Consider the following 23822-nt stretch of genomic DNA (forward strand, 5'->3'; position numbering starts at 1 on the left):
TGACGTGGCGTGCGTCACTTCACGTCTTATTGAGATCCGCCCGCAGGCGCTAGGGAGCGAACATGTCGGAAGTCGCGTCGGACGGCCCACTGGCCGGCCTGGTGGTGGTCGACCTGTCGACGACGCTGCCCGGCGCGCAGGCTACGCAGTTTCTCGCCGACTGCGGTGCCGAGGTGATCATGGTCGAGCCGCGCGACGGCAGTCCGTTGCGCGGCCTCGCGGGCTGGCCCGCCCTGCTGCGTGGCAAGCGCAGCGTGACGTTGGACCTGCACCACGACGCAGACCTCGACCGGTTGCGGGCACTGCTGCGGCGCGCCGACGTCATGGTGAACACGCTGCGGCCGAGCACCGCCGAGCGCCTCGGCCTAAGTCCCGAGTCGCTCTCGACGCGGCATCCGGGGTTGGTCGTCGCCAACGTCACCGGCTGGGGTTCGACTGGGCCGTTTCGCGACTACAAGGGCTGGGAGGCCCTGGTGATGGCGAAGACCGGCGTCATGCACGAGAAGCGCGGACTCGCCCCGCGTCCGGGCCCGGCGTTTACCACGTTCACCTATGCCTCGTGGGGCGCCGCCCATGCCGCCGTTCAGGGTGTGCTGGCCGCGCTCCTCGAGCGCGAGACCAGTGGGCGCGGCCAAACCGTCGAGACCAATTTGGTGACCGGCATGGGTTCGATGGATCCCTACAACTGGTTCTACGAGATGGTGCTCCAACGGTATCCGGGCGCCTTCGAACCGATGGACGCTGCATACGACGATCAGGGCCGGCCCCAGGCCTATCTCATCTACGCGCTGCTGGTGTGTGCCACCAAGGAGGGGCGATGGCTGCAGTTCGCGCAGGTGTCGCCGAAGTTGATCGGCGCCTGGCTCACCGAACTCGACCTGCTGGGGGAGCTCGCCGACCCGAAGTGGCAGGGCTTTCCGATGCTGCCGACGCCCGAACTTCGCACCGAGTGGTGGGACATGATGATCGAACGGGTCGGCGCCCGCACGCTCGCCGAATGGCAGCAGGCCATGGCGGAGAACCTTGACCTGAGCGGTGAACTGTTCCGGAGCCCCGAGGACTCGCTGAACCACCCGCAGACCGTTCACGAAGGGCGTGCCACCACCGTCATCGACCCCGACCTCGGACCCGTGCGACAACCGTCGACCCTCATTCATGCCGACGGCAAACCGCTGACCGAGCTTCGGCCTGCCCCCCGAGTCGGCGAGCACAACGGCTCGGTCGCCTTCGACCAAGTGGGCGGCGCCGCCCTGCCCGCACCACGGGGAGACCACGACGACCCGCCGCTGAAAGGTGTGACGGTGCTGGAGTTCGGCAGCATGTTCGCCGGACCGTACGGCGCGACCCTGCTGGCCGACTTGGGCGCCCGCGTGATCAAGGTCGAGCCGCTGCAGGGCGACAACATCCGCAACCTGGTCGCGTTCCCCGAGGCGGGCGGCGCAAAAGTGTTGCAGGGCAAGGAAAGTGTGGCGATCGACTTCACCACGCCCGAGGGCCTCGAGCTGGTGTACGAGCTGGCCAAGCTGTCCGACGTCGTGCTGCAATGCTTCCGCGGCAAAGCGGCGGAACGAGCGAAGATCGACGAGGCCTCGCTGCGGGCGGTCAACCCGGACCTGGCGTTCGTGACGACCTCCGGCTACGGGGTCGACGGGCCGTTCGCCCATCGTGCGGCCTACGCACCGTCGGTCGGTGCGGCGTCCGGCCTGGCGCAGGTCGACAGCCACGACACGGGCGAGCCGCCCACCGACCTGGACGACCTGCACCGCCGGGCGGTCAGACTCCACGCGGGCGGAGCCGTCCCCGCCGTGCAGTCCGACGGCATCGCGGCACACGGCGTCGGTTCGGCGCTGCTGGTCGCGTTGTACGCCAAGCGCCGCGGCAAGACGCTGACGAACGTGGTCACGACCATGCTCGCCACTGTGCAGCAGGCGATGATCGCCTACAACGCGAGCTATGCGTCCCGTCCCGCCGAGATGCCCGCCGACGAACAGTTTTTCGGCATGAGTGCCTTGTACCGGATGTACCGTGCGGCCGACGGTTATGTCTTTCTCGCTGCACCATTGCCACGCGAATGGCCGGCACTGGCGAAGGCGATGTCGCCCTACGTCGACCTGCACGCCGACGAGCGCTTTGCCGACGCCGAATCTCGCGCGCGCTATGACGAGGAGTTAATCGCCGCACTGACAACGGTTTTCGTGACCAAGACCAAACTGGAGTGGGAGCGCGAATTGTGCGCCCAAGACGTCGGGTGCGTCGAGGTGGTGGAGGCCAATTCCGAGTTGGTGCTGCAGGGCGACCTGTACTACGAGGCAGGCTATGCCGTGGACGCCCACAGCCCGATCTTCGAGGAGCATCGTCGGCTCGCGCCGCTGTGCCGGTTCTCGCGATCACGGACGCGGGCCGATGCGGGATGCACCGTCGGGCAGCACACCGATGCGGTGCTGCGCGAAATCGGGCTGGACGATGCTGCGATCGCGGGCCTGAAAGCCGGCGAGATCGTCGGCGGCAGCTGACGGCTCAGACGTCGTCTTCGGCGATCAGCGCGCGGGTTTCATACGACACCGGGGCCGTTAGCATTCCGACCCAGGTGTCCACGTAATTGTGCAGCTGCGCTTCGCTGAGGCCATGCCCGGCGCGGGCGGCGGCGGCCAGCACGTTGACCAGGCTGATGTAGAGCTGAAATGTCCGGCCACGCCGGATCCGCTCGGGCAGGTCCTGTAGCGCGGCGTCGACCAGTTCCTCCAGCTTCTCCTGCGTCCAATCGTCGTCGACGTGATCGGGCCAGTACTCGCTGCGGGCCCGCGGATCCTCGGCCAGCCGGGCCAGGAAGGGCGCGAACATTTCGCCCGCGGCGATGCTGTTGGCCAGTGGCCGCACCAGCAGCCACACGACCGCGCGGGGATCGGCCTCCTTACCTTCCTCGCGCATGCTCGCGAGCATCTCCTGGCGATCAGTCCCGAGTGACGCTTGGCGATAAGCGATCAGCGCGCGAATCAGACCGTCGCGGGAGCCGAAGTGATAGCGGATCACCGAGGTGTTGGACTGTCCGGCGGCCTGCTGGATCTCCCGCAGCGTCACCGCCTCGATGCCGCGCGTGGCGAAGAGCCGCTCGGCGACTTCCATCAACATCACCCGGGTCGATTCGCCCGACGCGTTGCGCCTCCGCTCGCCCGCGGCCGACTCGGTTCCCAGCTCCGGCATGGGCCTCCTCTAGTTCGCCTCAGTCTTACCGGCGTCACAACCCGAACCAAATAATAATGGCTAGTTATTATAAATACTGGACTTGCATGGGAGCAGCTGGCATCATTCGAAACAGCGACGGATCCATGGAGGGCCAATGTGCATGATCTGGACGAATTCGGGAGACTCCCACTTCCTGGAACCCGACGACCTGTGGCAGTCCCGCTTGCCCAAGGCGCTCGCCGACCTGACGCCGCACGCCGAGAAGGATCCCGACAGGGAGTACGAGACCGTCTCGGTCGACGGACAGACCTTCCGGCGCAAGCTGCCGTCCTCGGCGATGGAGGCCTTCATCGAGGAGAGCATGAAGCCGCAAGGCATCCGCGACGCGAAGGCACGGCTGGGGGACTTGGACAAAGAGGGCGTCTGGGGCGAGGTGATCTTCCCGTCGCTGGGCATGTGGGGCTCGACCTTTCGCACTCCTGAACTACTCAAGGCATGCATGCGTGCCAGCAACGAGTGGGCGCTCGAGGAGATCTGCGCGGTGTCGCCGCGCTATGTGGTAACTGCCCAGGTGTCGACACTGATCGTCGGGGACGCCGTCGAGGAATTACATTGGGCCGCAGACAAAGGCTTCAAGGCGGTGTTCTTGCCGACGACACCGCACCCCAGTGCCCCAGACTGGCATCGCAAGGAGTGGGAACCGTTCTGGGCGGCGGCCGAGGAAGCCGGCATGGTGATCGCGTTCCACATCGGCACCGACCCGGTCGACATGACCGTCGGTGGCGCCAGTGGCGGGGCGGGGATGGTGTACCGCGGGCCGGGTGGCGCGGTGATGAATTACGCCGAGACCACGTTCTCGGGACAGCGGGCGGCGATGAAGATGGTCGCCTCCGGCGCGCTGGACCGCCACCCCGACCTTCGGGTGCTGATCTCCGAAGGCGGCGCGACCTGGGTGCCGTTCCTCGGCGACCGGATGGTCGAGGGCTACCGTCAACACCATATGGCGGTGCGGCCCAAGCTGACTCGTAGTCCCAAGGAGATCCTCTACACCCAGGTGTATGCGTCTTTCCAGCACGACGAGACCGCGGTCGCCGCCTACGAGCACATGGGCTACAAGAACGTGATGTTCGGCAGCGACTACCCCCACATGGAAGGTACCTTCGGCCACACCCAGGACACCCTGAAGGGGCTGTTCGACGGGGTGAGCGACGAGACCCGGCTGCGCATCACCCAGGGCACGTTCTACGAACTGTTCCCGGATGTGCCGCCCATCCCGGCCGAAAAGTTCTGAGCGCGTGACTACTTCGTCCGGGCTGCGCGACGTCGCGATCGTGGGTGTCGGGGCCACACCCTATTACAAACGCGGTGGGTCATTGCCGAAGTCGATCACCGAGTTGGCCGGCGAGGCCATCCTGGCGGCGTGCGAGGATGCGGGCCTTCCCGTGACCGACGTCGACGGCTTCGCTTACCACTCGGGCGCCAGCGCGGGCTACACCGAGAAGATGGACACCGCCGACTTCGTGGAAACGCTTGGGATTCCGGAAGTTCGCTTTACCGCCGCACTGACCTCTGGCGGCGGCGGCTCGGCGGGCGCAATCGGGCTGGCACGGGCCGCCATCGTTGCCGGCGATGCCTCGGTGGTCGTGACGGTGATGGCGCTTCAACAATCCAAACAGCGCCTCGGCTCAGTGTTTTCGGCGATCGAACCCGATCCGATCAACTCCTTCCTGCAGCCGTCCGGGCTGTTCGGGCCCGGCCAGTTGATGTCGGTCATGGCTCGTCGGCACATGCACCTGTACGGCACCCGCCGCGAGGCATTCGCCGAGATAGCCCTCTCGACACGGGCCAACGCGGCGAATCGACCGAAGGCGATGCACCCCGAACCCCTGACGCTCGAGGACTATTTCAACGCTCGGATGATCGCAGAACCCTTGTGCCTCTACGACTTCTGTCAGGAGACCGACGGGGCGGTGGCCGTGATCACCACCAGCATGAATCGTGCAAAGGATCTGAGGCAGCCAGCGGTGCCGGTGGTCGCCGCCGCCCACGGTGGCGTCCGAGAGTGGGGCAGGGCTTTTGCCTGGATGGGGATGCCTGACGAATACTTCGCCTCGTCGGGCAATGCGCCCATCTCCAAGCGGCTCTACGAGCAGGCCGGTATCGGCGCCGCCGACATCGACGTCGCGCTGCTCTACGACCATTTCAGCCCGATGGTGCTCATGCAGCTCGAGGACTACGGGTTCTGCGGCAAGGGGGAGGGCGGCGCGTTCGTCGAAAGTGGAGCGATCCGGTACGACGGCGGCTCGATTCCGGTCAACACCCACGGCGGCCAACTCTCCGAGGCCTACATCATCGGGATGACCCACATCATGGAGGGAGTCGAGCAGATGCGCGGCACCGCTATCAACCAGGTCGCCGACGCCGAACTCGCCCTGGTCACCGGCGGCCCGGCGAGCCTGCCCGTGAGCGGCCTGGTCCTGGGACGCGCCGCGTGAGCACCGCCGCCGCCACCCTCGCCACGACGATCCCCGGCGAGCATGTGCGGATTGCGATGAACAAGGACACCGAGCCGTTCTGGATCGCCGCGAAGGAGCGGCGTCTGGTGGCACCGCAGTGCGGCGACTGCCGGTCCTTCCGGCTGCCCCCCACACCGTTCTGCCCCAATTGCCAATCGAAACAAGTAAATTGGATCGACCTCAGCGGCGATGCCGTCGTTTACAGCTTCGCCGTCGTGCATGGTTTCCCCGGCATGCCCGATCTGGTGTTGGTGCCGGCGGTCCTCGACCTGCCCGACGCACCCGGCGCGCGACTGGTCTCCAACATCGTCGACATCGCACCCGCCGACGTCACGATAGGAATGCCTGTCCACGTTGACTTCTCACCGATCGCCGACGGCTGGCTGCTGCCTGTCTTTCACGTCGGCCCTCGGGGCGAGGAGTAACGCCGTGTCCGACGACAGCGCTCTGCATGAGAAGCCCCTCGAGTTCCTCACCAGCATCGCCAACACCGGCGGATCCTGTGACGGTCAGGCGATCCTGCCCGTCAATGGTCACTTCCGCTGTACGTGCTCGTGCGGTGACTGGGACGTCGAGGTCGATGACCCGCAGGAAGGCTTGCGGCAAGCAAGGATTCACACCGGCAGCGTGACTGATAGATACTGAGGAGCAAATGCCATGGGTAATTTGAACGGCAAAGTCGCCTTCATCACCGGAGCGGCCCGAGGCCAGGGTCGCGCGCATGCGGTCCGGCTCGCGGCGGACGGCGCCGACATCGTCGCGCTCGACATCTGCCGCGACATCGACTCCATCGACTACCCCAACGCCAGCCCGGAGGACCTCGACGAGACGGCCAAGCTCGTCGAGAAGGAGGGTAGACGCATCGTCGCCCGCCGGGCCGACGTGCGCGACGCCGACGCCGTCGAGCAGGTGGTTGCCGACGGGCTCGCCGAGTTCGGGCGCCTCGACATCGTGATCGCGAACGCCGGCGTCATTCGACTGGGCCCTGGCGGCGACCGGCGGCAGACCTTTCGTGACATCATCGACGTCAACCTCATCGGCGTGTGGAACACGGTGGAGGCCGCAGTCCCGTCCCTTATCGACGGAGGCCGCGGCGGATCGATCGTGCTGACGTCGTCGAGCGCTGGACTTAAGGCTCCGAATACCGATCGCGCAGGCGGGCAAGCGTACGGCGCGGCCAAGCGCGGTCTGGTCGCTCTGATGCAGACCTGGGCGAATAACTTGGCGCAGTATTCGATTCGCGTCAACACGATTCACCCGACCGGGGTTGCCACCGGAATGGTGATGAACGACGCGATGGCGGCGATGTTCGAGGCCAATGATCCGTCGCTGGCCGCAATGCAGAACGCGCTGCCCATCCAGGTCCTGATGCCGGAGGATATCGCGAACGCGGTGGCGTTCCTGGTGTCCGACGAGGCGAACTTCATCACCGGCACCGCCTGGCCACTCGACGCCGGCTTCGCCGTCCGTTGACAGTCCCGGCGGATGTTGAGGAGTATTGCGTTCGCATCCCTACATAGTTAACCTAGTTCGACGGGTCTCCATTGATCCGTCGTGGCAATTCGCGCGAGGTTGACAGTGGACTGTCGTAGTACGCGAGCCGCGCGTGCTCGTAATTCGCGCTTGTTCTCGGCCGTACGGAAGGACGTCATGATCCAGAACCAGCCAACGGCAACATGTCCCGTAAAGAGCGTCGATATGAACACCCCTGACTCGCCTGCTCTGACACACTTCCATCTGCTCGATGAGTGCCAGGACGAAGCCGGGCCGGTGTTCCGCAACACCGAAGCCGGCATGGATTACTGGGTGTTCACCGAGAACTCGGTGATCCTGGACGGACTCCAGCACCCTGAACTCTGGTCGAGCAGCGTCATCGTGCCGACCGAACCGGAGCCGCCCTACAAGTGGATCCCGATCATGATCGACCCGCCCGACCATGCGAAATGGCGCCAGGTGCTCGCAGAGTACTTCTCACCAGGCCGGGTCAAGGGCCTGCGGGAGGCGCAGCAGAAGCTGGCCGCGGAACTCATCGACCAGGTTGTCGGCGAGGGCGGGTGCGACTTCGTGGCGCGGATCTCCCGGGTGTTCCCGTCGACGGTCTTCCTGACGATTATGGGCATGCCCGTCGAGGATCTCGAGCAGTTCCTGGCCTGGGAGGACATGATCCTGCATCAGAGTGGCGTAGGCGACGACGTCAACGCGGCCCGGCTCGAGGGCATGACGCACGTGATGGGCTACTTCTCGGGCCTGATTCAACAGCGACGCGAGAACCGTGACCCGGGCGCCGACGACATCGTCAGCAAGGCCATCGACTGGACGCTGGACGGCGAACCGATCAACGACCTGGAACTCCTCAACTGCCTGCTGCTGTTGTTCATGGCCGGGCTCGACACGGTCTCCAACCAGCTGTCCTACGCGATGCTGCATCTGGCCACCCATCCGGCCGACCGTGCCCGGATCGTCGCCGAACCCGAGCTCATTCCGAGGGCGGTGGAGGAACTGCTTCGGGTGTATCCGATCGTGCAGACCGCGCGAAAGGCGACCCAGGACATGGAGTTCCACGGCTGTCCGGTCAAGGCGGGCGACATGGCGTCGTTCTCGCTGGCGTTCGCCGGGCGCGACCAAGGAGCCTATCCGAACGCCCGTACCGTCGACCTCGACCGCGGCGTGACGCGTCATCTTTCCTTCGGCGGCGGCCCGCACCGGTGCCTCGGTTCGCACCTCGCCCGGCAGGAGCTGGCGGTGGTGCTGGAGGAGTGGCACAAGCGCATCCCGGACTACGAGGTCTCCGGACAGCCGATCGAGCACGGCGGTCAGGTGTTCGGCGTGGATTCGCTGAATTTGACGTGGAGCTGAGGAGGCCGCATTGACCAGCGCCGTGGGATTCCTCGGTGCCGGACAACTCGGCGAACCGATGATCGATCGGTTGCTCGGCGCGGGCCACGACGTACTGGTGTGTGCCCGTCGCGAGGAGGTCCGCCGCCGACTGGCGGCGAAGGGCGCGGCGCTGGCCGGTTCGGTCGCCGACCTGGCGCGCGGCAGTGACGTCCTGATCTCGTGCCTGTTCTCCGATGCGCAGTTGCGCGAAACCGGTCTCGGCCCAGACGGTTTCATCGCCAACGCGAAGGACGGCGCGGTGTTCGTTTCTCATACGACGGGCACGCTGTCCACCCTCGAGGCGTTGCGGGATAGTGCTCCTTCGGCACCGATCATCCTCGATGCGCCGGTCAGCGGCACCGTCGAGAACATCGATGCGGGCACGCTGACCGTGCTGATCGGCGGGCCGGGTGATGCCGTCGCCTCGGTGACGCCGATCTTGGCCGCTTATGCGGACCCGGTGGTGGCGACCGGCGCACTGGGCAGCGCGTTGGCGCTCAAGCTGATCAACAATCTGTTGTTCGCGGCGAACGCTCAACTCTTGGCTGCGGCAACGCAACTGGGCACTCAGTTGGGCATCGAGCCGGACGTGTTGTTGTCCACGCTCCAGGTGTGCAGCGCGAGGAGCCACGCGGCGGACCAGGCTCACCGCATCGGCGGGATGGAACGGTTCGAAGTACTGGCGGGGCCGTTCCTGCGGAAGGACGTCGCGGCGTGCCGTGAGGCGGCGGCCGAGGCGGGTGTGGAGCTGGGACTGTTGGGCACCGCAGTGCGCGAGGGGCCGCTGGCCCTGGACGTCGACTCGGCGACCGCAGGGTCAGACCGATGACGGGTCGGCTCGCTGGGAAGGTGGCCTTCATTACCGGCGCCGCCAGGGGACAGGGCCGTGCACACGCGGTGCGGATGGCCGAAGAAGGGGCCGACATCATCGCCGTCGACCTGGCGGGCCCGTTACCCGACTCGGTGCGCTACCCTTCCGCCACCCCGGACGACCTCGCCGAGACCGTGGCCATGGTGAAGGCGAAAGGTGGCCGAATCATGGCTACTGCCGCGGACATCCGCGATCTGGACGCGCTGCGGACGGCCGTCGACGAGGGCGTCGAGGCCTACGGGCGACTGGACGTCATCGTGGCCAACGCCGGAATATGTGTCCCGGCGCCGTGGAACGAGATCACGCCCGAGTCGTTTCGCGACATCATCGACGTCAACGTGACTGGCACGTGGAACACGGTGATGGCCGGCGCGCAGCGGATCATCGACGGAGGCCGCGGCGGGTCGATCATCCTGATCAGCTCCTACGCCGGTGTCAAGGTGCAGCCGTACATGGTGCACTACACCGCGAGCAAGCATGCCGTCACAGGGATGGCCCGGGCCTTCGCCGCAGAGCTGGGCAAGCACGACATCAGGGTCAACAGCGTGCATCCCGGTCCGGTCAACACTCCGATGGGCGGCGGGGAGATGATCGCCGCGCTGTTCGCCGCGATCGAGACCAACCCCACGCTCAACGGGATGGGCACCCCATTCCTGCCGCAGTGGGCCTGCGAGCCGGAAGATGTTGCGGCTGCGGTGTGTTGGCTGGCCTCCGACGAGTCGCGCTATGTCACCGCCACCCGTTTGTCGGTCGACCAGGGGATGGCGCAGTTCTAGCCGGGCGATCGCCAGCCTGGGCCACCGAGTCGTAGCGACACCTCACGACGTCAGTGTGACCGCACCCCGAAGTCGATGTCCGCAACACCGCAGAATGGCGTGAAGCCGGCCTTGCCGAGCCATGACGGGGCCGCGTTGTGCCCGGGTTGCGGACGCGCCCAGTCCACCCACGAACCCCAATCATCGCGACGGAGCTTCTGCTCGAGCGTCTGCGGGTGCGCGGCCTCGGCGGCCGCGTAACGAGCGGCGAAGCCCTTCATCTCGGGCAGCAGCCAGACGTCCTCCTCGGAACGCCACTGACCGCCCCCGGCGTACTCGATGAATTGATACGAGGGGAAGTCGATCGGCGGGCCACCGGGCCGCGGATTGTCGGCGCGATTGAACACCTTGTATGCCACCCGCATGCCGTCGACGACGTACCAGACGAGTGGGCTGTACACCTGTGGTGCGGCACCCATCGTGCCCTCGAGGAACTTGGCGATCTCCGCTGGGCCGGTGAACGTTCCGTAGAAGTGGTCGAAGTAGGTCGCGTCCTGGGTGAATAGGTGTGCCCAGGCGTGCCAGTCCTCGAGCACCGGCCCGGTCATGAAATACCGCCGAAACTCCCGCTCGACCTCTTCGACGTCCGCTGTGCTGGTCATCCTCCGAGTCGCAGCCCGGTGTTGCGGGTGCCGAACACGTCAGTGGCCATGATGGCGCCGAGTTGATTTGCATCCCAGCGCTTTTCGCCATTCGAGACAGACGCGACGGGATGCCAGCCCTTGAGTAGCTGGAGATGCTCGCCCATCGCGCGGATCACCTGACCGCTGACGTGGCCGGCCTCGGGGCTGGCCAACCAGGCCACCACCGGCGAACCTAGTGACGGGTCCTTGGGGTCGAACTCGTCCTCGGCGCGTTCGTCGGGCTCGATCGGCGCCTGCGCGCCGGGCATGGACGCCGACATCCGGGTGCGCCCACCCGGGCTGATCGCATTCACGGTGGCGCCGATCGACGCCAACTCCAGGCTCAGGGTCTGGGTCAGACCGACGATCGCGGCCTTGGCGGCACTGTAGTTGGTCTGACCGAAGTGGCCGTGCAGTCCGGCACCGGAGGTGGTGTTGATGATGCGGCCGTAGACCTTTCGCCCGGATTCCTTCGATTCCGCGCGCCACTTGCGGGCGACCGAGCGGCTGGTGAGCCAGCTACCGCGGACGTGCACCCGCATCACCAGGTCGAAGTCGTCGGCGGTCATGTTCCAGATCGCCTTGTCGCGAACGATTCCCGCGTTGTTGACGACGATGTCCAGCCTGCCCAGCTGCGAGTAGGCACGCTCGACGGCGAGGTCGACCTGCTCCTCGTCGCCGACGTCGCTGAAGTCCGAAACCGCAGTGCCGCCGCGGCTTTCGATGATCGTCACCACTTCGTCGGCGACCTTTCCGGTGCCCTCGCCCGACAGGCTGGTGCCGAGGTCGTTGATGATCACGGTGGCGCCGTGCTTGGCCAGTTCGAGCGCGTGGCCGCGGCCGATGCCATGCCCCGCCCCGGTCACCAGGGCGACTTTGCCGTCGAGTAGTCCGGTCATGGGCTCTCCTCGCTTGGTGTGAAGACCGTCAGATAGGGGCTGTCGGGATCGGCATCGTCCACCGGTCGAAAGACCGCGGTGACCGGCATCCCGACCCGAAGGCCGTCAGGGTCCGCACCTTCGATCGTCGTCATCAGCCGCGGACCTTCGGCCAGTTCGACGATCGCGGCGACATACGGCACTCGCTCCTTGAATGGTGCCAGATCATTCACGTAGACAGTCGAATACGTGTACAACGTCCCAGTCCCACTCGCCTGAACCGGGCGCACGTCCTCGCTCCAGCAGAACGGGCAGAACGGCCGCGGGTAGTGGTGCACCCTGCCGCACGCCGCGCATTCGGCGATCAGCAATTGACCCTGCCTGGCGGCCTCCCAGTAGGGAGCGCTTGCCGCGTCGATGGTGGGAATGTCAGCGCGAGCCACCCTCACCACCCGGTGAACTCGGTCGGTCGTTTCTCCACGAACGCCTGCACGCCCTCGGTGGAGTCGTGCGAATACGACTGGATCTCCTGCGCCATCGCTTCCGCGACGAATGCACCGGACCGGTCGGTGTCGGGGGAGTCGTTGAGCAGCCGCTTGGTGAATGCGATCGCGGAGGTCGGCGCTCCCGCCAGCCGGCCGGCGAAATCGGCGATCGTGGCGTCGAAGTCGGCGGCGCTGACCACCCGGTTCACCAGCCCTAGCGTGAATGCCTCACTGGCTGAGAGCTTTTCGCCGAAGAACGCCATCTCCTTGGCCTTCTGCATACCGATGCGGCGGGGCAGCAGATAGCAGCCGCCACCGTCGACAACCAGCCCACGCGTGACGAAAGACTCTGCGAAGTAGGCAGTTTCGGTCGCGATCACCAGATCCGAGGCGTATACGACGTGGGCCCCCAGGCCCGTCGCCGCACCGTGCACCGCGGAGATCACCGGCTTGTTGCAGTCCAGCACGCTGGCCACCAGCTTCTGGGCGCCGTTCATGATGCGCCGCGTCGGCTCCAGCACCCGCTTCTCGCCCTTCTCGCGCCGTTCGGCCAGCGATCCCACGTCGGCGCCGGAGCAGAAGTGCTTACCGTTGGCCCGCAGCACCACCACGCGTACCTTCTCGTCGGCGTCGGCGGCGGCCAGTAACGCGATCAGGGCATCGCGATCATCGGGACGTACCGCGTTGGCGGCCTCGGGCCGGTTCAAAGTGATCGTCATGACGCCGTCCGCGATGTCGGACAAAATTGCTGCCTGCGTGTTCATGGTGTGTACGTGGCTTTCAGGTGCTTGATGCCGTTGACGAAGTTCGACCTCAGCATGACCGGTTCGCCAACCGCGGTGATGTCGGGGTAGCGCTCGTAGAGCATCTGAAACGCCACGTTCAGCTCCAACCGGGCCAGGTGCGCACCCAGGCAATAGTGCGGTCCCGGGCCACCGAAAGCGATGTGGTTGTTGGGTTTTCGCGCGATATCGAAGCGCTCCGGCTGGTCGAATACTGCCGGGTCGCGGTTGGCGGCGGGATACCAAACCACGACCTTGTCACCGGCGTTGAAGGTGTGGGTGACCCCGCCATGGGCGTCGGTCAACGTCACGCCGTCGCGGGTCACGGTGCGGCGCATGTGGATCACCGGGCTGGCATACCGCAAGATTTCCTCGACCGCGGTGGGCGCCATCTCGTCGTAGTTCGCCAGCAGGCGGTCGCGCTGCTCGGGGTGCGCGCTGAGAGTGAGCAGGCCGTGAGTCAGCGCATTGCGGGTAGTCTCGTTGCCCGCGCCAATCAGCAGGATGAAGAACTTGGCCAGCTCCTGGGGGGTGAGGTTTTCTTCGTCGGAGTTGACCAGCTTGCTGATCACGTCGTCGCGGGGATGGGCGATGCGGTCCTCGGCAATTTGCTTGAGCAGCTCGATGAGCTGCTCGCTGATCTCGGTGACGGCGGCCCCGATGCCGGCGACGGTCTGGTCGGGTACGTACTCGGGGTCCGAAGCGCCGAGCACGATATTGGTCGCGCGCAGGATGAACTGTTCGTGTTCGCGTGGGACGCCAAGCATGTTGTCGATGATGCGCAGCGGCAGCAGCGTCGCGAACGACGAGACGAAGTCGCAGTCACCCGAACGGGGCATCTCCTCGAGGATCTCGGCAGTGGTCTCTTCGGCCAGGCCACGGAGCTCGGAGAGCATGCGGGGGGTGAAGCCGCGCGAGACGATCTTGCGCAGCCGCATGTGTTCGGGATCGTCCATGTCGATGATGGAGCCCCGGTATTCGCGCATCTCGGCGGTCTGGTCGAAAATCTGCGTGCCCTGCCCGGAACTGAAGTCGCTGGGGCGCCGGCTGATGTCGACAACGTCGCGGTGGGCGCCGACCGCCCAGAACCCGCGGGGCCGCGGCGAGTCGGGTCGGTTGGTCCGAACGAAGACTGGACCGTCGGCCTCGCGAAGGCGCCGGTAGAGCTCGCTCCGGTCCGCCGGACGCTCCTGCCACCACCGCAGATCGATCAGCGGTGCGAACTGCTGCTCGTCGGTGTCGATCGCGCTCACAGCACCCGATTCTGGCACTCATGTCACTTATAGGCAATGCCGGGATACTGGATAAGTGGCGCAATGGCGCAATATTTCTTGACCGCTGCCACGAGTTATCTAACATTAGTGTCACTGCAACCGGAAGGTCGTCGAAGGAGAGCGCATGACGTTACGGGTCGGCATCATCGGCGTCGGGTGGGGCGCGCACGTGCAGGTACCCGGTTTCCGGGCGGCCAAGGGCTTCGAGCCGGTCGCGCTGTGTGCGCGCACACCCGCGCGGCTGGAACGCGTGGCGGCGAGGCTGGGGATCGAACAGACCTCCACCGACTGGCAATCCTTCGTGACTCGCGACGACCTCGACGTCATCTCGGTCGCGACTCCCACCGTGCTGCACCGCGAGATGACGATCGCCGCACTCGCGGCAGGTAAGCCCGTGTTGTGCGAGAAGCCGCTGGCCGGTGACCTCGAAGCGGCCCGCCACATGGTCCGTGCCGCGGCCGATTCCAAGCTGCCGACCGCCTGCTGTTTCGAAAACCGGTGGAACCCGGACTGGTTGGCCGTCGCGGACCGGGTGCGCTCGGGCTTCCTCGGCTCGCAGTACCTCGCGCGGGTCAGTCGCAGCGCGTCCTACTGGCATCCGAGTCATCCGCTTCAGGCCCATTGGATGTACGACCGCGAGCAGGGCGGCGGTTATCTGGCCGGCATGCTGGTGCACGACCTGGACTTCCTGTGCAGCCTGCTGGGCCGCCCCGTGTCGGTGTGCGCGGAGGTTCGCACCAGCGACCCCGTCCGCGAACTGCCCGACGGCGGGACCCTGCCCGTGACCGCCGACGACACCGCGGCACTGCTGATGCGCATGGAGTCCGGGCTGACGGTCATTCTGAGCCTCTCGGTGATGGGCGCCCACGCCGATCACTACCGCCTCGAATTGTTCGGCTCCGATGGGACCATCATCGGCGACGGCGACTTGCGTTCCGCGGCATACAGTCTCGGTACTGCCACCGATGCGGGATTGAGTCCCCTGACGGTGGATGAACGCGAGCCCGCGCACCCCGAGCGGTTGCCCGGGGGACTGGCCGGTCACGCCAGCAGGGCGATGGCGCTGATGCTGCAGGATTGGCTGCCCGCGTTCGACGGTGGCCCCAGCGACGCGGCCACCTTTGAGGACGGGCTGCTGTCGCTCGCGGTCATCGATGCCGCGCACCGCTCGTCCGAAGGCGGCGGCTGGGAGCCGGTGCGCGCGTGGCTGGACGATCAGCCGATCGAGGCCTCGGCGGGCGGATAGATCAGGACGCCACGGATATTGGCGCCGGCGTGCATGTCGGCGTAACCGTCATTGACCTTCTCCAAGGGGTAGGTGCGAGTGACCATGGATTCGAGGTCCACCTGCCCGGCGCTGTACAGCTCGAGGATCTTCGGGATGTCGGCACGGGGATTGCCCGAGCCGTAGAGAGTTCCGACGATCTGCTTCTCCGTCAGGGTGAGGTCCATCAGATTGGCCCGGATCTCCCGCTCCCGCATCGGGTGGATGTTAGTGACCACCAGCCGGCCACGCTTGGCCGTCATGGCCAACGCCCGGCCGACCAGTTGGCCGTCACCGACTCCCATCGCGCAGATGAACTTGTCCACCCCGCGGTTCCAGGTTGCCTCGGCGACAACGTCTTTCGCCTCGTTCCAGTCCGCCGCGGTGTGAGTGGCTCCCATCTTCACCGCTTCGGCCCGCTTGTACTCGGACGGATCTATGACGGTGATCGTGCGGGCTCCCGCGAGCCGAGCGCCCTGTACCGCCGCGGCTCCGATGCCACCGACCCCGGCGATGGCGACCGTGTCGCCCGGGCGGACGTCGGCGGCATAGACCGACGATCCCCAACCGGTAATGAACCCGCAGCCGAGAAGACAGGCCAGGTCGAGGCGATAGTGCTCCGGGATCTTCACGCAACTCGCCTCGTGCACCACGGTGTGGTGCGCGAATGAGCCGACGCCGCAGGCCAGTGCGAGGTCGTCGTCGCCGAGATGATGGCGAGCGGTGCCGTCGTGAATCTGCATGCCCGAGTAGATCTTTGCGCCAAGGTCGCACAGGCTCTGATGGCCCGTCGAGCAGGAGGGGCACCGGCCGCACGACGGGATGAAGCTGAACACCACGTGGTCGCCCGGCGACAGCCACGACACGTGCTCGCCGACGGACTTGACCACACCCGCACCCTCGTGGCCACCGATGCAGGGCAGTCGGATCGGCATGTCGCCGGTGACGAGGTGGTCGTCGGAGTGGCACATGCCCGAGGCGTGCAGTTCGACCAACACCTCGGTCGCCTTCGGCGCGTCGAGCTCGATGGACTCGATGGACCAGGGAGTGTTGCGTTCGAACAGGACCGCTGCGTGGGTCTGCACTGGAATCCCTTCCGGCTCAACGAATGATGGCGTGATGTTCGACGAACCCGGCGATGCCCTCGGGGCCCCCCTCGCGTCCGATGCCGGACTGCTTGAATCCGCCGAACGGGCTGGCGAAGTCGAGCACGGCGGTCGAGTTGACGGCCACCGAACCTACCAGCAGTTGGGCCGCCACGGCCGCCGCCCGTTCCGCGTCGGCAGACCACACCGCGCCGACCAGCCCGTAGCGGGAGTCGTTGGCGATGGCCACCGCCTCAGCGGCGTCGTCGGGGCCGGTGTCGTCGTAGGGGATCACGACCGCGACCGGTCCGAAAACCTCCTCGCGGGCGATTTCCATGTCGTTGGTCGCAGCAACAAGCGTGGGCGAGACGAACCACCCTGGGCGGTCGGGCCGCTCGCCACCGACCAGCACGGTGGCGCCGTCCTGCCGCGCGCGCCGCAGGAACCCCTCGACCCTCTCGCGCGCGGCCTCGTTGATCAGCGGACCAACATTGGTGGCCCGGTCGGCGGGATCCCCGACGATCAGCCCGGCGACTGCGGCAGTCAGTGCTGCCGCAAATTCGTCGTAGCGGCTGCGCGGCAACAAGATTCGCGTCAGCGCGGCGCACAGCTGGCCGTTGTTGCCCATCACGCCGGCGACCAAACCGCGCACCGTTGTCTCGAGCGGCGCGTCGGGCAGCACGATGGCCGGCGACTTGCCGCCCAGTTCGGTGCTGCAGCGGCGGATTCGGGAGCCGCACGACGCCGCGATCCTGGCGCCGACGGCAGTCGAGCCGGTGAAGCTGACCTTGTCGACACCCGGATGTTCGGTCAGCAGCTCGCCGGTTTCGGCGCCACCGTTGACGACGTTGACGACTCCGTCGGGCAGACCAGCCTCCTCGATCGCCTCCATCAGCACGCCGAATTCGAGCGGGGCGTCGGGCGCTGGCTTGAGCACCACCGTGCACCCCGCGGCCAACGCGGGACCGAGCTTCAACGCGGCGATGAACAGCGGCGTGTTCCACGGGACGATGGCGCCGACCACGCCGACGGGAAGCTGACGCACCTCGACGGTGCCGCCCGTCATCGATGGACGGATGGCGGAGAACGGGTAGTCCGGGGTGATCGCCGCGTAGGCGCGCAGCACGCCGACCGCGGTGATGACCTGACCGAACGTGCTCCAGGATCGCGGCGAGCCGATCTCCGCGGTCGTCAGGTCCGCCAGTTCGCCCTTGCGGCTGCTCAGCGCGTCGGCGAGTCGCCCCAGCGCGGCGCCGCGATCGGCAGCGGAGGCCCGCCCCCAGGGCTGCTGTGCGCCGCGGGCTGCGGCGACCGCGGAGTCCACTTCCGCACGGCCGGCGACACCGACCGTGCCGAGTAGCTCGCCGGTGGTCGGGGACGTCACATGCAGTGTTCCGGTGTGCGCGCCCGACACCCACTTGCCTGCAGCGTAGCTCGCCGCCAACTCGATCATGGGCACCGATTCTGGCAGCAATGTCATCTTTGGACAAGCAGCTCATTGGTAATGACGCGATATTTCAGTTTCGGTTCTGCTGATTTTCTGACAGTATTGGTCACTATGACTGCATCGCCTGCCGGGGGCGCCGACGATACTGCCGGACGGCCATGGGAGCTGGTCGTGGAGCGCGGCAAGATCGCCGAGTTCGCCGAGGCCATGTTGTGCGACGACCCCTCATACCGTGGTCCGGACGCGATCATGCCGCCGACGTTTTTGACCACCGCAGGCCGCTGGGCGCCCGCCGGCGTCCGAGTCGACGTGGGTTTCGATCGCAAGCGCCTGCTGCACGGCGAACAGGAGTACATCTTCCACGGCGACCTGCCCGCCGCAGGGGACGTCCTGACCGCACAGGAGCGGGTAGTCGGCCGGTACTCGAAACCGGGCAAACGTGGAGGCACAATGCGTTTCGCCACCGTGGTCACCGAGTACCGCGACGCTGGGGGAGCGCTCGTCGCCGAGGCCAAGGCCACCTTCATCGAGACGGCCCCGCGATGAGCTCTGGCAACGGGGGTGGGGCACAGCTGGCGGCGGCCACCGCCTTGAGGGTGGGTACCCAGGCACCGGCCCGTGAGTTCGGCCCGCTCACCCGGCAGATGTTCGTCCGCTACGCCGGCGCGTCCGGCGACCTCAACCCGATGCATTACGACGATCAGCTCGCGCAGTCCGCCGGCTACCCGTCGGTGTTCGCGCAGGGCATGTTCTCCGCGGCGTTGCTGGCCGGGTTCGCCACGGATTGGCTGGGCGCGGGCAGCGTGCGCCGTTTCGGTGTCCGCTTTCGCGAACAGGTCTGGCCGGGCGACGTGCTGACCTGCTCTGGCGTCGTGACTGCGGTATCGACGGAGCCCGACGCCGAACGGGTGCGCGTCGAGTTGACCGCCACCCGGCAGACGGGCGGCGTCGCGATCACCGGCACCGCGGAGTTCCTCAACCCGCGAAACGCCGCTCGGCGCGACGCGGGTGGCCCGGATCGGCCATAGGCTGGAAACACCATGTCCGAAGCCTCGATCGTCCGCCGGGCCAGCTACGGCCCCTCCAGCCCCGCCGTGGGCGCTCGCGGTGCCACCACCCGGAGCCGGATCGCCGAGGTCTCGTTGGAGCTGTTCGGCCGGGTCGGGTACTTCGACACGTCGGTCGACGCGATAGCGAAAGCGGCCGGGGTCTCCCGGGCCACTCTCTATCAGTACTTCAAGGGCAAGGACGAGATCTTCCTCGAGCTGCTCAACGAATGCGGCAGTGCGTTGTTCCGGGTGGCGCGGCGCATCGGCCCGCTTGGACCTGACGAGGTGGGCTTCGACAATCTGAACTGGTGGCTGGGCGAGTGGAGCTGGGTATTCGACAAGTACTCCACGATGTTCGTGCAGTGGACGGCGATCGCGTCGTCGGACACCAAGGTGCGCCCCGAAATCACCCGGTTCGTGCGCGGTTATAACCACCGCGTTGCCGCGCGACTCGCTGCCTCGGGCCTTCAGGGCATGGACCCGGAAGTCGCCGCCATGATCATGACCGCGCTGGTGCACCGCATCAATCTGTTTGTCCACACCGATCGCGCCTACGACCGCAGCGCCAAGGAAGCGGTCGACACGTTGTCGGTATTCCTTCAGCTGGCGTTGTTCCCCGACACCTCGCCATCGGTGTTGCGGTCGTTGGCTTTACACGCCAGCGCTGATCCGGCGGGCGACATCGACGCCGTCGACGTGCCTCCGGCGCCGGGCGTCGAAGGGCTTTCCGTCAGCGAGCGCACCGCGAGTCTCAGCAAGCGCGCCGTCATCACCGTGAATGCTTTAGCCGATGCCGGCGCCGCCCAATTCCGTGCCCGGGGCTATCGCAGCACCAGCGTCGACGACATCGTCGAGGCAGCCGACGTTGCGCGCGGCACGTTCTACAAGTACTTCAGCGACAAACAGGACCTGCTCGCCGCCGTTGCAGCCGAAATCTATAGCGCCGGAATGGCATTCGCCGACCGGATCGCTGACGTCGATCCGGTGGCCAAGAAGTCGACATTGCGGCACTGGCTGGGCACCTACGTCGAGTTTTACGACAAGTATTCGGGTTGCATCGAGGCGTGGGCCGAGGGCGCCACCGACGATCCCACGATCGTGAGCATCGGGGAGAACGGTCAGGTGCAGATGGACATCGGCGCGGCCAGGATGCTGATCCGCGGACCGGATCGGTACCCGTTCGATCCGGTGGTCTCGGCACTGATACTGCGCGCGCTCGTCACCCGGGTGCCGCAGGCCGCTCTCGATCTGCCCGACCCGATTGACGACGACGATCTGATCGACGTGTTGATGAACTGCATCAACCGCGGCTTCTTCGGGCGCGCAAAGTAGTTGGGGTCATGCGCTATGCGGTGGTGATGCCGGCGGCGATGAGTTCGTCGGTGGCTTCTGCTGAATATCCCAACTCGCGCAGGATCTTTCGGTTGTGTTCGCCCAACGCGGGCACATCGCCGATAACTGGATCGACGCCGGCCAGGCTGGCGGGCGGCGGCAGCGCGGCGGCTGGACCGCCGGGCGTCTGAATCTCGTGCCACCGGTCGCGGCCGACGAGTACCGGGTGTAGCCACAGCTGGTCGACACTATTCATGCGCGCGTGTGCCACACCGGCGCTGTGCAGGCGCTCCTCGAGTTCCTCGGCGCGCAGCCGTGCCACCGTGGACGCGATGATCGCCTCCAACTCGTCGCGGTGCGCGACCCGATCCGGGTTCGTGGCGAACCGTGGATCGGCGACGAGATCCCTTCTGTCCAATACGGTCTCGCAGAGCCGGTGCCATTCGGCGGGGTTCTGCACGGCGAGCAACACGGTTCCGCCGTCGCCTGCGGTGAACGGGCCGTACGGGGCGATCGTCGGATGCCGCGCACCCGTGCGTGGCGGCGCCGTTCCCCCGTACCGGCCGTAGTAGAGCGGCTGGGACATCCATTCGACCAACGCGTCGAACAACGACACTGATACCGGCCGGACAACACCGGTCGTCGCGCGGGCGTAGAGCGCCGTGAGGATTCCGGAGAAGGTGAACATGCCCGCGGCGATATCGGCGATCGATACACCCGTGCGCGCCACCTCGGCTGGCGAGCCAGTCACCGACAACAGCCCGGCCTCGGCTTGCACCAGCAGGTCGTAGGCCTTGCGGTCGCTCCAGGGGCCGTCCTGGCCGTACCCGCTGATCGTCGCCGTGACGGTCCGCGGGTGTGCGCGGGCCACCGACTCAGCATCTAATCCCATCCGGGCCGCAGCGCCCGGCCCCAGATTTTGTACCAGCACGTCGGCGCCTTCCAGCAGGCGGTGGACGATGCGCCTGCCCTCGGGCTGCTTGAAGTCCACGGTCAACGATTCCTTGCCGCGGTTGAGCCAGACGAAGTAGCTGGACTCGCCGTGCACGGCACGGTCGTAACCTCTGGCGAAGTCACCCCCCTGCGGGCGCTCGACCTTGATCACCCGCGCGCCGAGGTCGGCGAGCTGCCGGGTCGCATATGGGGCCGCGACTGCCTGCTCGAGGCTCACGACGGTGATGCCGGACAGTGGCGCGTCGGTCAATGTGGGCCCACTCCTCGAGCTGATGACAACAATGTCAGATTCGCCGAACTGGCCGACGTGGGGCTTGGGCGGACTGACGTGATCACGCTGAGGCGGCGACGGCCATTCCGGTGATCCATTCCGGCACAGGCTCATAGACCAGCGGGGTTACCGGCCGCCCACCACCGGCGGCGCCTGCGGCCAGCCAGGTCCTGACCTCGTTGGCGCCCGCGCCCGCGCGCGCGTGGGCATTGTCGACGAGTCGAATCAGTTCAGCGACATCCCAATTCGACATCGCGTCCAACACTTCGGCGTCCCAGTCGGGACGGATCTTGGTCCGCGCTTCGGCCATACCCTCGGCGATGATCCGCGCCCGATCCTCATCGCTGAGGTCATAAGTGTCGACTTCCAGACTCGGCGGGGAATGTGACAACCCTCCGGTACCGATCACGAGCACCCGCTCGGCGATGCCGTCAAGGAATCGGCCCACCTCCGCGCCGAATTCGGCCACCCGATGCCCAGTCGGAAGCGGAGCCGTGGCGCAGTTCACCGGCACCGGGATGACCGGCTTGACGGCCAGCTCCCCGAGCAGGTCCCGAATGGGTTGAGCGAACGCGTGATCCAGTCCGATGTCCCGACACGCGGCGACGTCGAAGCCGGCCGATAGCAGGTGTTCGCACAGTCGGCGTGCCAGCGCCGGCGGGACGTCCAGGTCGCCGGCCGGATGGCCGCCCTCGGCCAGGATCGACGCGGACAATGCGACCCCGAATGCGGGTACTACGTGGCGAAATGCGCGGCGATGGTCACCGCCGAACACGATCACCACGTCCGGGTCGAAGTGTCGTGCGCGCTCGGCCGCTGACGTCAGTGCCGAGCGAAACCGGCGGCCGAAGGCATGTTCGACGTCGCGTTCCTTGCCCGGGCTGTGGCTTGCGCAGACAACCAGCCGCTCTGCAGTCACGTCCATCACCCCTTCGTTAGAAGTGACACTTATGTTAGATGAGTCCGGGTGCCACGGCGAAACTCGTCGCCCCGCCGACTAGCGCATCACACCGTGATGACGATGCCTTGGGTCAGTGCCACGATGACGCCGAGGATCACGATGAAGGCCACGCTTACCGCGACAAGCCAGATGGTTTCTCGCTGGAGCGCGGCATTGGTCTGCGGAGGAAGAAAGAATTCAGCGGACATGTCCTTCATGCGGTCAGTTGGCACAAGGGCTCCCATCGGATCACGGAATGTAGGGGCTGTCGGCGCCGGTCGCCGTGCGCAACACCACGAGCGGGATGACCAGAAAACCGAAGAAGGTGATCTGGAAGACGATGAACCAGGCGCCCAGTCGCATGAGCTCGAATCGCCATCGCGGAATCGCGACCTCATAGTTGAGGTAGTCGTCGAATTCCTGCTGCTTGGTCAACGGCACCCGCTTGGTCGCAACGGCTATCCCGCCCCAACTTTCGCTGCCGAGCGACGAATGCAACGAAGTCTTGGGAACTGTGAACCGATCCAATCGGCAGAACCGCTCGAAGTGATTGAGACCGCGAATCGGCGGCTTGCCGGCCCAATAGGCGATCAGGTTGGGCCACACGCACATGATGCCAATGGTCCACAGCAAAGTGATGCGACCGCCGTTGCCCCACTCGAGAGCGGGACCAATGCCGGGATCGTAGGTCCACCAACCCATTGCCGTGGCGGTGCCCTCGACGGCGAAATCCCACACGTAGTTGACCGGAATTGCAAGCACCAGCATGGATTTGAGCATGGTCCAGCCAAACCGCGCGGACACCCATTGACTCAGCCACAACACCAGAAGCGCGTGTACTCCCCAGTACACCGCGTAGGCGAACGGCATGAACAGAGGATCGTTGGGAGTCTTGAGCGGCAGCCACTCGAGCAGATGGTGTTGCGCAAACGCCGGACTGTAGAACAACATCTGGCCCCAGTCGCCGATGGTCTCCATCCAGTACACCGCAAGGCTGTTGAACAGGAAAAGGAATCCCCAGGTCAGGCGCCGCCGCCGAATCACATCGGCTACCGCGAGAACGATGAAGATGCTGCCGGCGATCGGTATCACCCAGTTGAAGAACCAGACACCGGACGGGTTGAGGGTCGCTGGTGGTGCCAATTGTGACGTGGCGAAAAGCATCGTTGCCTCTCA

The 23822-nt window shown here is 66.3% G+C and carries 25 protein-coding genes; 13 read left to right on the forward strand and 12 right to left on the reverse strand.

From position 1 onward, the window contains the following. Positions 1-62 precede the first annotated feature (62 nt). Positions 63-2513 (forward strand): CaiB/BaiF CoA-transferase family protein, encoded by a 2451-nt coding sequence (locus tag MRAB57_RS14580; protein ID WP_077088028.1) that lies wholly within the window; start codon positions 63-65, stop codon positions 2511-2513. Between the two features lie 4 nt (positions 2514-2517). Here the strand turns inward: MRAB57_RS14580 and MRAB57_RS14585 are convergent, their stop codons facing one another. After that, positions 2518-3201 carry a TetR/AcrR family transcriptional regulator gene (locus MRAB57_RS14585; RefSeq protein WP_077079618.1) on the reverse strand — a complete coding sequence of 228 codons (684 nt, stop codon included), beginning with the start codon at positions 3199-3201 and terminating at the stop codon, positions 2518-2520. A 136-nt stretch (positions 3202-3337) separates the two neighbouring features. Here MRAB57_RS14585 and MRAB57_RS14590 point away from each other — a divergent pair, with 136 nt between their 5' ends. The 8 genes from MRAB57_RS14590 to MRAB57_RS14625 all read left to right on the forward strand — a co-directional run bounded on the left by MRAB57_RS14590 (position 3338) and on the right by MRAB57_RS14625 (position 10223). Beyond that, positions 3338-4474: an amidohydrolase family protein gene (locus MRAB57_RS14590; RefSeq protein WP_077088029.1), complete on the forward strand. Its 1137-nt coding sequence runs from the start codon at positions 3338-3340 to the stop codon at positions 4472-4474. Positions 4475-4478: 4 nt separating this feature from the next. Beyond that, positions 4479-5678: a thiolase C-terminal domain-containing protein gene (locus MRAB57_RS14595; RefSeq protein ID WP_077079620.1), complete on the forward strand. Its 1200-nt coding sequence runs from the start codon at positions 4479-4481 to the stop codon at positions 5676-5678. Then, positions 5675-6124, forward strand: a complete 450-nt coding sequence (locus MRAB57_RS14600) for a Zn-ribbon domain-containing OB-fold protein (RefSeq protein WP_077079621.1) — start codon at positions 5675-5677, stop codon at positions 6122-6124. Before MRAB57_RS14595 ends, MRAB57_RS14600 begins: the two co-directional genes overlap by 4 nt. A 4-nt stretch (positions 6125-6128) precedes the next feature. After that, positions 6129-6344, forward strand: coding sequence for a hypothetical protein (locus tag MRAB57_RS14605; protein ID WP_077079622.1), 216 nt, complete (start codon positions 6129-6131; stop codon positions 6342-6344). Positions 6345-6356: 12 nt separating this feature from the next. Further along, positions 6357-7172, forward strand: a complete 816-nt coding sequence (locus MRAB57_RS14610) for a mycofactocin-coupled SDR family oxidoreductase (RefSeq protein WP_077079623.1) — start codon at positions 6357-6359, stop codon at positions 7170-7172. A 225-nt stretch (positions 7173-7397) separates the two neighbouring features. Next, on the forward strand, positions 7398-8555 hold the full coding sequence (locus MRAB57_RS14615; RefSeq protein ID WP_077079624.1) for a cytochrome P450: 1158 nt from the start codon (positions 7398-7400) through the stop codon (positions 8553-8555). A 10-nt stretch (positions 8556-8565) separates the two neighbouring features. Next, positions 8566-9405, forward strand: coding sequence for an NAD(P)-dependent oxidoreductase (locus MRAB57_RS14620; RefSeq protein ID WP_077079625.1), 840 nt, complete (start codon positions 8566-8568; stop codon positions 9403-9405). Further along, positions 9402-10223 (forward strand): mycofactocin-coupled SDR family oxidoreductase, encoded by an 822-nt coding sequence (locus MRAB57_RS14625; RefSeq protein ID WP_077079626.1) that lies wholly within the window; start codon positions 9402-9404, stop codon positions 10221-10223. The genes MRAB57_RS14620 and MRAB57_RS14625 overlap by 4 nt, the downstream gene beginning before the upstream one ends. Before the next feature lie 50 nt (positions 10224-10273). On the opposite strand, the gene MRAB57_RS14630 is transcribed toward MRAB57_RS14625, so the two are convergent. Genes MRAB57_RS14630 through MRAB57_RS14650 form a run of 5 tightly spaced genes read right to left on the reverse strand, consistent with a single transcriptional unit; the run spans position 10274 to position 14283 of the window. After that, the gene (locus MRAB57_RS14630; protein WP_077088030.1) at positions 10274-10864 is read right to left on the reverse strand and encodes a nuclear transport factor 2 family protein; all 591 of its coding nucleotides are present in this window, start codon (positions 10862-10864) and stop codon (positions 10274-10276) included. Then, on the reverse strand, positions 10861-11784 hold the full coding sequence (locus MRAB57_RS14635) for an SDR family NAD(P)-dependent oxidoreductase (protein ID WP_077079628.1): 924 nt from the start codon (positions 11782-11784) through the stop codon (positions 10861-10863). The genes MRAB57_RS14630 and MRAB57_RS14635 overlap by 4 nt, the downstream gene beginning before the upstream one ends. Next, entirely contained in the window at positions 11781-12215 is a 435-nt protein-coding gene (locus MRAB57_RS14640) for a Zn-ribbon domain-containing OB-fold protein (RefSeq protein ID WP_077079629.1), read from the reverse strand. Before MRAB57_RS14640 ends, MRAB57_RS14635 begins: the two co-directional genes overlap by 4 nt. Continuing rightward, positions 12209-13012, reverse strand: coding sequence for an enoyl-CoA hydratase/isomerase family protein (locus MRAB57_RS14645; protein WP_077088031.1), 804 nt, complete (start codon positions 13010-13012; stop codon positions 12209-12211). The genes MRAB57_RS14640 and MRAB57_RS14645 overlap by 7 nt, the downstream gene beginning before the upstream one ends. After that, positions 13009-14283: a cytochrome P450 gene (locus MRAB57_RS14650; protein ID WP_077079631.1), complete on the reverse strand. Its 1275-nt coding sequence runs from the start codon at positions 14281-14283 to the stop codon at positions 13009-13011. The genes MRAB57_RS14645 and MRAB57_RS14650 overlap by 4 nt, the downstream gene beginning before the upstream one ends. Positions 14284-14428: 145 nt before the next feature. Between MRAB57_RS14650 and MRAB57_RS14655 the strand changes: the two genes are divergently transcribed. Continuing rightward, entirely contained in the window at positions 14429-15550 is a 1122-nt protein-coding gene (locus MRAB57_RS14655; protein WP_077079632.1) for a Gfo/Idh/MocA family protein, read from the forward strand. Here MRAB57_RS14655 and MRAB57_RS14660 read toward each other — a convergent pair. Together MRAB57_RS14660 and MRAB57_RS14665 are read right to left on the reverse strand one after the other, a co-directional pair. Then, positions 15520-16653 carry an NDMA-dependent alcohol dehydrogenase gene (locus MRAB57_RS14660; protein ID WP_077079633.1) on the reverse strand — a complete coding sequence of 378 codons (1134 nt, stop codon included), beginning with the start codon at positions 16651-16653 and terminating at the stop codon, positions 15520-15522. The two genes, MRAB57_RS14655 and MRAB57_RS14660, sit on opposite strands and share 31 nt — an antisense overlap. Before the next feature lie 16 nt (positions 16654-16669). Further along, positions 16670-18133, reverse strand: coding sequence for an aldehyde dehydrogenase (locus MRAB57_RS14665; protein WP_083743415.1), 1464 nt, complete (start codon positions 18131-18133; stop codon positions 16670-16672). Between the two features lie 78 nt (positions 18134-18211). Between MRAB57_RS14665 and MRAB57_RS14670 the strand changes: the two genes are divergently transcribed. Genes MRAB57_RS14670 through MRAB57_RS14680 form a run of 3 tightly spaced genes read left to right on the forward strand, consistent with a single transcriptional unit; the run spans position 18212 to position 20481 of the window. Beyond that, positions 18212-18646, forward strand: a complete 435-nt coding sequence (locus MRAB57_RS14670; RefSeq protein WP_108637635.1) for an FAS1-like dehydratase domain-containing protein — start codon at positions 18212-18214, stop codon at positions 18644-18646. Continuing rightward, complete coding sequence (locus tag MRAB57_RS14675; RefSeq protein WP_077079634.1) at positions 18643-19128, forward strand: MaoC/PaaZ C-terminal domain-containing protein; 486 nt, start codon at positions 18643-18645, stop codon at positions 19126-19128. Before MRAB57_RS14670 ends, MRAB57_RS14675 begins: the two co-directional genes overlap by 4 nt. A gap of 12 nt (positions 19129-19140) precedes the next feature. Beyond that, positions 19141-20481 carry a TetR/AcrR family transcriptional regulator gene (locus MRAB57_RS14680; RefSeq protein WP_077079635.1) on the forward strand — a complete coding sequence of 447 codons (1341 nt, stop codon included), beginning with the start codon at positions 19141-19143 and terminating at the stop codon, positions 20479-20481. Between the two features lie 13 nt (positions 20482-20494). Here the strand turns inward: MRAB57_RS14680 and MRAB57_RS14685 are convergent, their stop codons facing one another. The 4 genes from MRAB57_RS14685 to MRAB57_RS14695 form a co-directional block, all read right to left on the reverse strand. Next, positions 20495-21685: a CaiB/BaiF CoA transferase family protein gene (locus MRAB57_RS14685; protein ID WP_108637636.1), complete on the reverse strand. Its 1191-nt coding sequence runs from the start codon at positions 21683-21685 to the stop codon at positions 20495-20497. 82 nt (positions 21686-21767) lie between these two features. After that, positions 21768-22631 carry a 3-carboxyethylcatechol 2,3-dioxygenase gene (locus tag MRAB57_RS14690; protein WP_083743416.1) on the reverse strand — a complete coding sequence of 288 codons (864 nt, stop codon included), beginning with the start codon at positions 22629-22631 and terminating at the stop codon, positions 21768-21770. 80 nt (positions 22632-22711) lie between these two features. Next, entirely contained in the window at positions 22712-22864 is a 153-nt protein-coding gene (locus MRAB57_RS28600; RefSeq protein ID WP_425436811.1) for a DUF7156 family protein, read from the reverse strand. Between the two features lie 31 nt (positions 22865-22895). Further along, positions 22896-23810, reverse strand: coding sequence for a spirocyclase AveC family protein (locus tag MRAB57_RS14695; RefSeq protein WP_157900611.1), 915 nt, complete (start codon positions 23808-23810; stop codon positions 22896-22898). Positions 23811-23822 lie beyond the last annotated feature (12 nt).

This window comes from Mycobacterium rhizamassiliense (genome assembly GCF_900157375.1).
Taxonomy (GTDB): Bacteria; Actinomycetota; Actinomycetes; order Mycobacteriales; family Mycobacteriaceae; genus Mycobacterium; species Mycobacterium rhizamassiliense.

What these genes read in the sequence shown, in the direction of transcription:
- MRAB57_RS14585 (WP_077079618.1), bottom strand. Translation starts at nt 3,201, where the DNA reads ATGCCGGAGCTGGGAACCGAGTCGGCCGCGGGCGAGCGGAGGCGCAAC.
- MRAB57_RS14635 (WP_077079628.1), bottom strand. Translation starts at nt 11,784, where the DNA reads ATGACCGGACTACTCGACGGCAAAGTCGCCCTGGTGACCGGGGCGGGG.
- MRAB57_RS14690 (WP_083743416.1), bottom strand. Translation starts at nt 22,631, where the DNA reads ATGGACGTGACTGCAGAGCGGCTGGTTGTCTGCGCAAGCCACAGCCCG.
- MRAB57_RS14625 (WP_077079626.1), top strand. Translation starts at nt 9,402, where the DNA reads ATGACGGGTCGGCTCGCTGGGAAGGTGGCCTTCATTACCGGCGCCGCC.
- MRAB57_RS14695 (WP_157900611.1), bottom strand. Translation starts at nt 23,810, where the DNA reads ATGCTTTTCGCCACGTCACAATTGGCACCACCAGCGACCCTCAACCCG.
- MRAB57_RS14655 (WP_077079632.1), top strand. Translation starts at nt 14,429, where the DNA reads ATGACGTTACGGGTCGGCATCATCGGCGTCGGGTGGGGCGCGCACGTG.
- MRAB57_RS14615 (WP_077079624.1), top strand. Translation starts at nt 7,398, where the DNA reads ATGAACACCCCTGACTCGCCTGCTCTGACACACTTCCATCTGCTCGAT.
- MRAB57_RS14580 (WP_077088028.1), top strand. Translation starts at nt 63, where the DNA reads ATGTCGGAAGTCGCGTCGGACGGCCCACTGGCCGGCCTGGTGGTGGTC.
- MRAB57_RS14590 (WP_077088029.1), top strand. Translation starts at nt 3,338, where the DNA reads ATGTGCATGATCTGGACGAATTCGGGAGACTCCCACTTCCTGGAACCC.
- MRAB57_RS14630 (WP_077088030.1), bottom strand. Translation starts at nt 10,864, where the DNA reads ATGACCAGCACAGCGGACGTCGAAGAGGTCGAGCGGGAGTTTCGGCGG.
- MRAB57_RS14680 (WP_077079635.1), top strand. Translation starts at nt 19,141, where the DNA reads ATGTCCGAAGCCTCGATCGTCCGCCGGGCCAGCTACGGCCCCTCCAGC.
- MRAB57_RS14675 (WP_077079634.1), top strand. Translation starts at nt 18,643, where the DNA reads ATGAGCTCTGGCAACGGGGGTGGGGCACAGCTGGCGGCGGCCACCGCC.
- MRAB57_RS14610 (WP_077079623.1), top strand. Translation starts at nt 6,357, where the DNA reads ATGGGTAATTTGAACGGCAAAGTCGCCTTCATCACCGGAGCGGCCCGA.
- MRAB57_RS14665 (WP_083743415.1), bottom strand. Translation starts at nt 18,133, where the DNA reads ATGACATTGCTGCCAGAATCGGTGCCCATGATCGAGTTGGCGGCGAGC.
- MRAB57_RS14645 (WP_077088031.1), bottom strand. Translation starts at nt 13,012, where the DNA reads ATGAACACGCAGGCAGCAATTTTGTCCGACATCGCGGACGGCGTCATG.
- MRAB57_RS28600 (WP_425436811.1), bottom strand. Translation starts at nt 22,864, where the DNA reads ATGAAGGACATGTCCGCTGAATTCTTTCTTCCTCCGCAGACCAATGCC.
- MRAB57_RS14670 (WP_108637635.1), top strand. Translation starts at nt 18,212, where the DNA reads ATGACTGCATCGCCTGCCGGGGGCGCCGACGATACTGCCGGACGGCCA.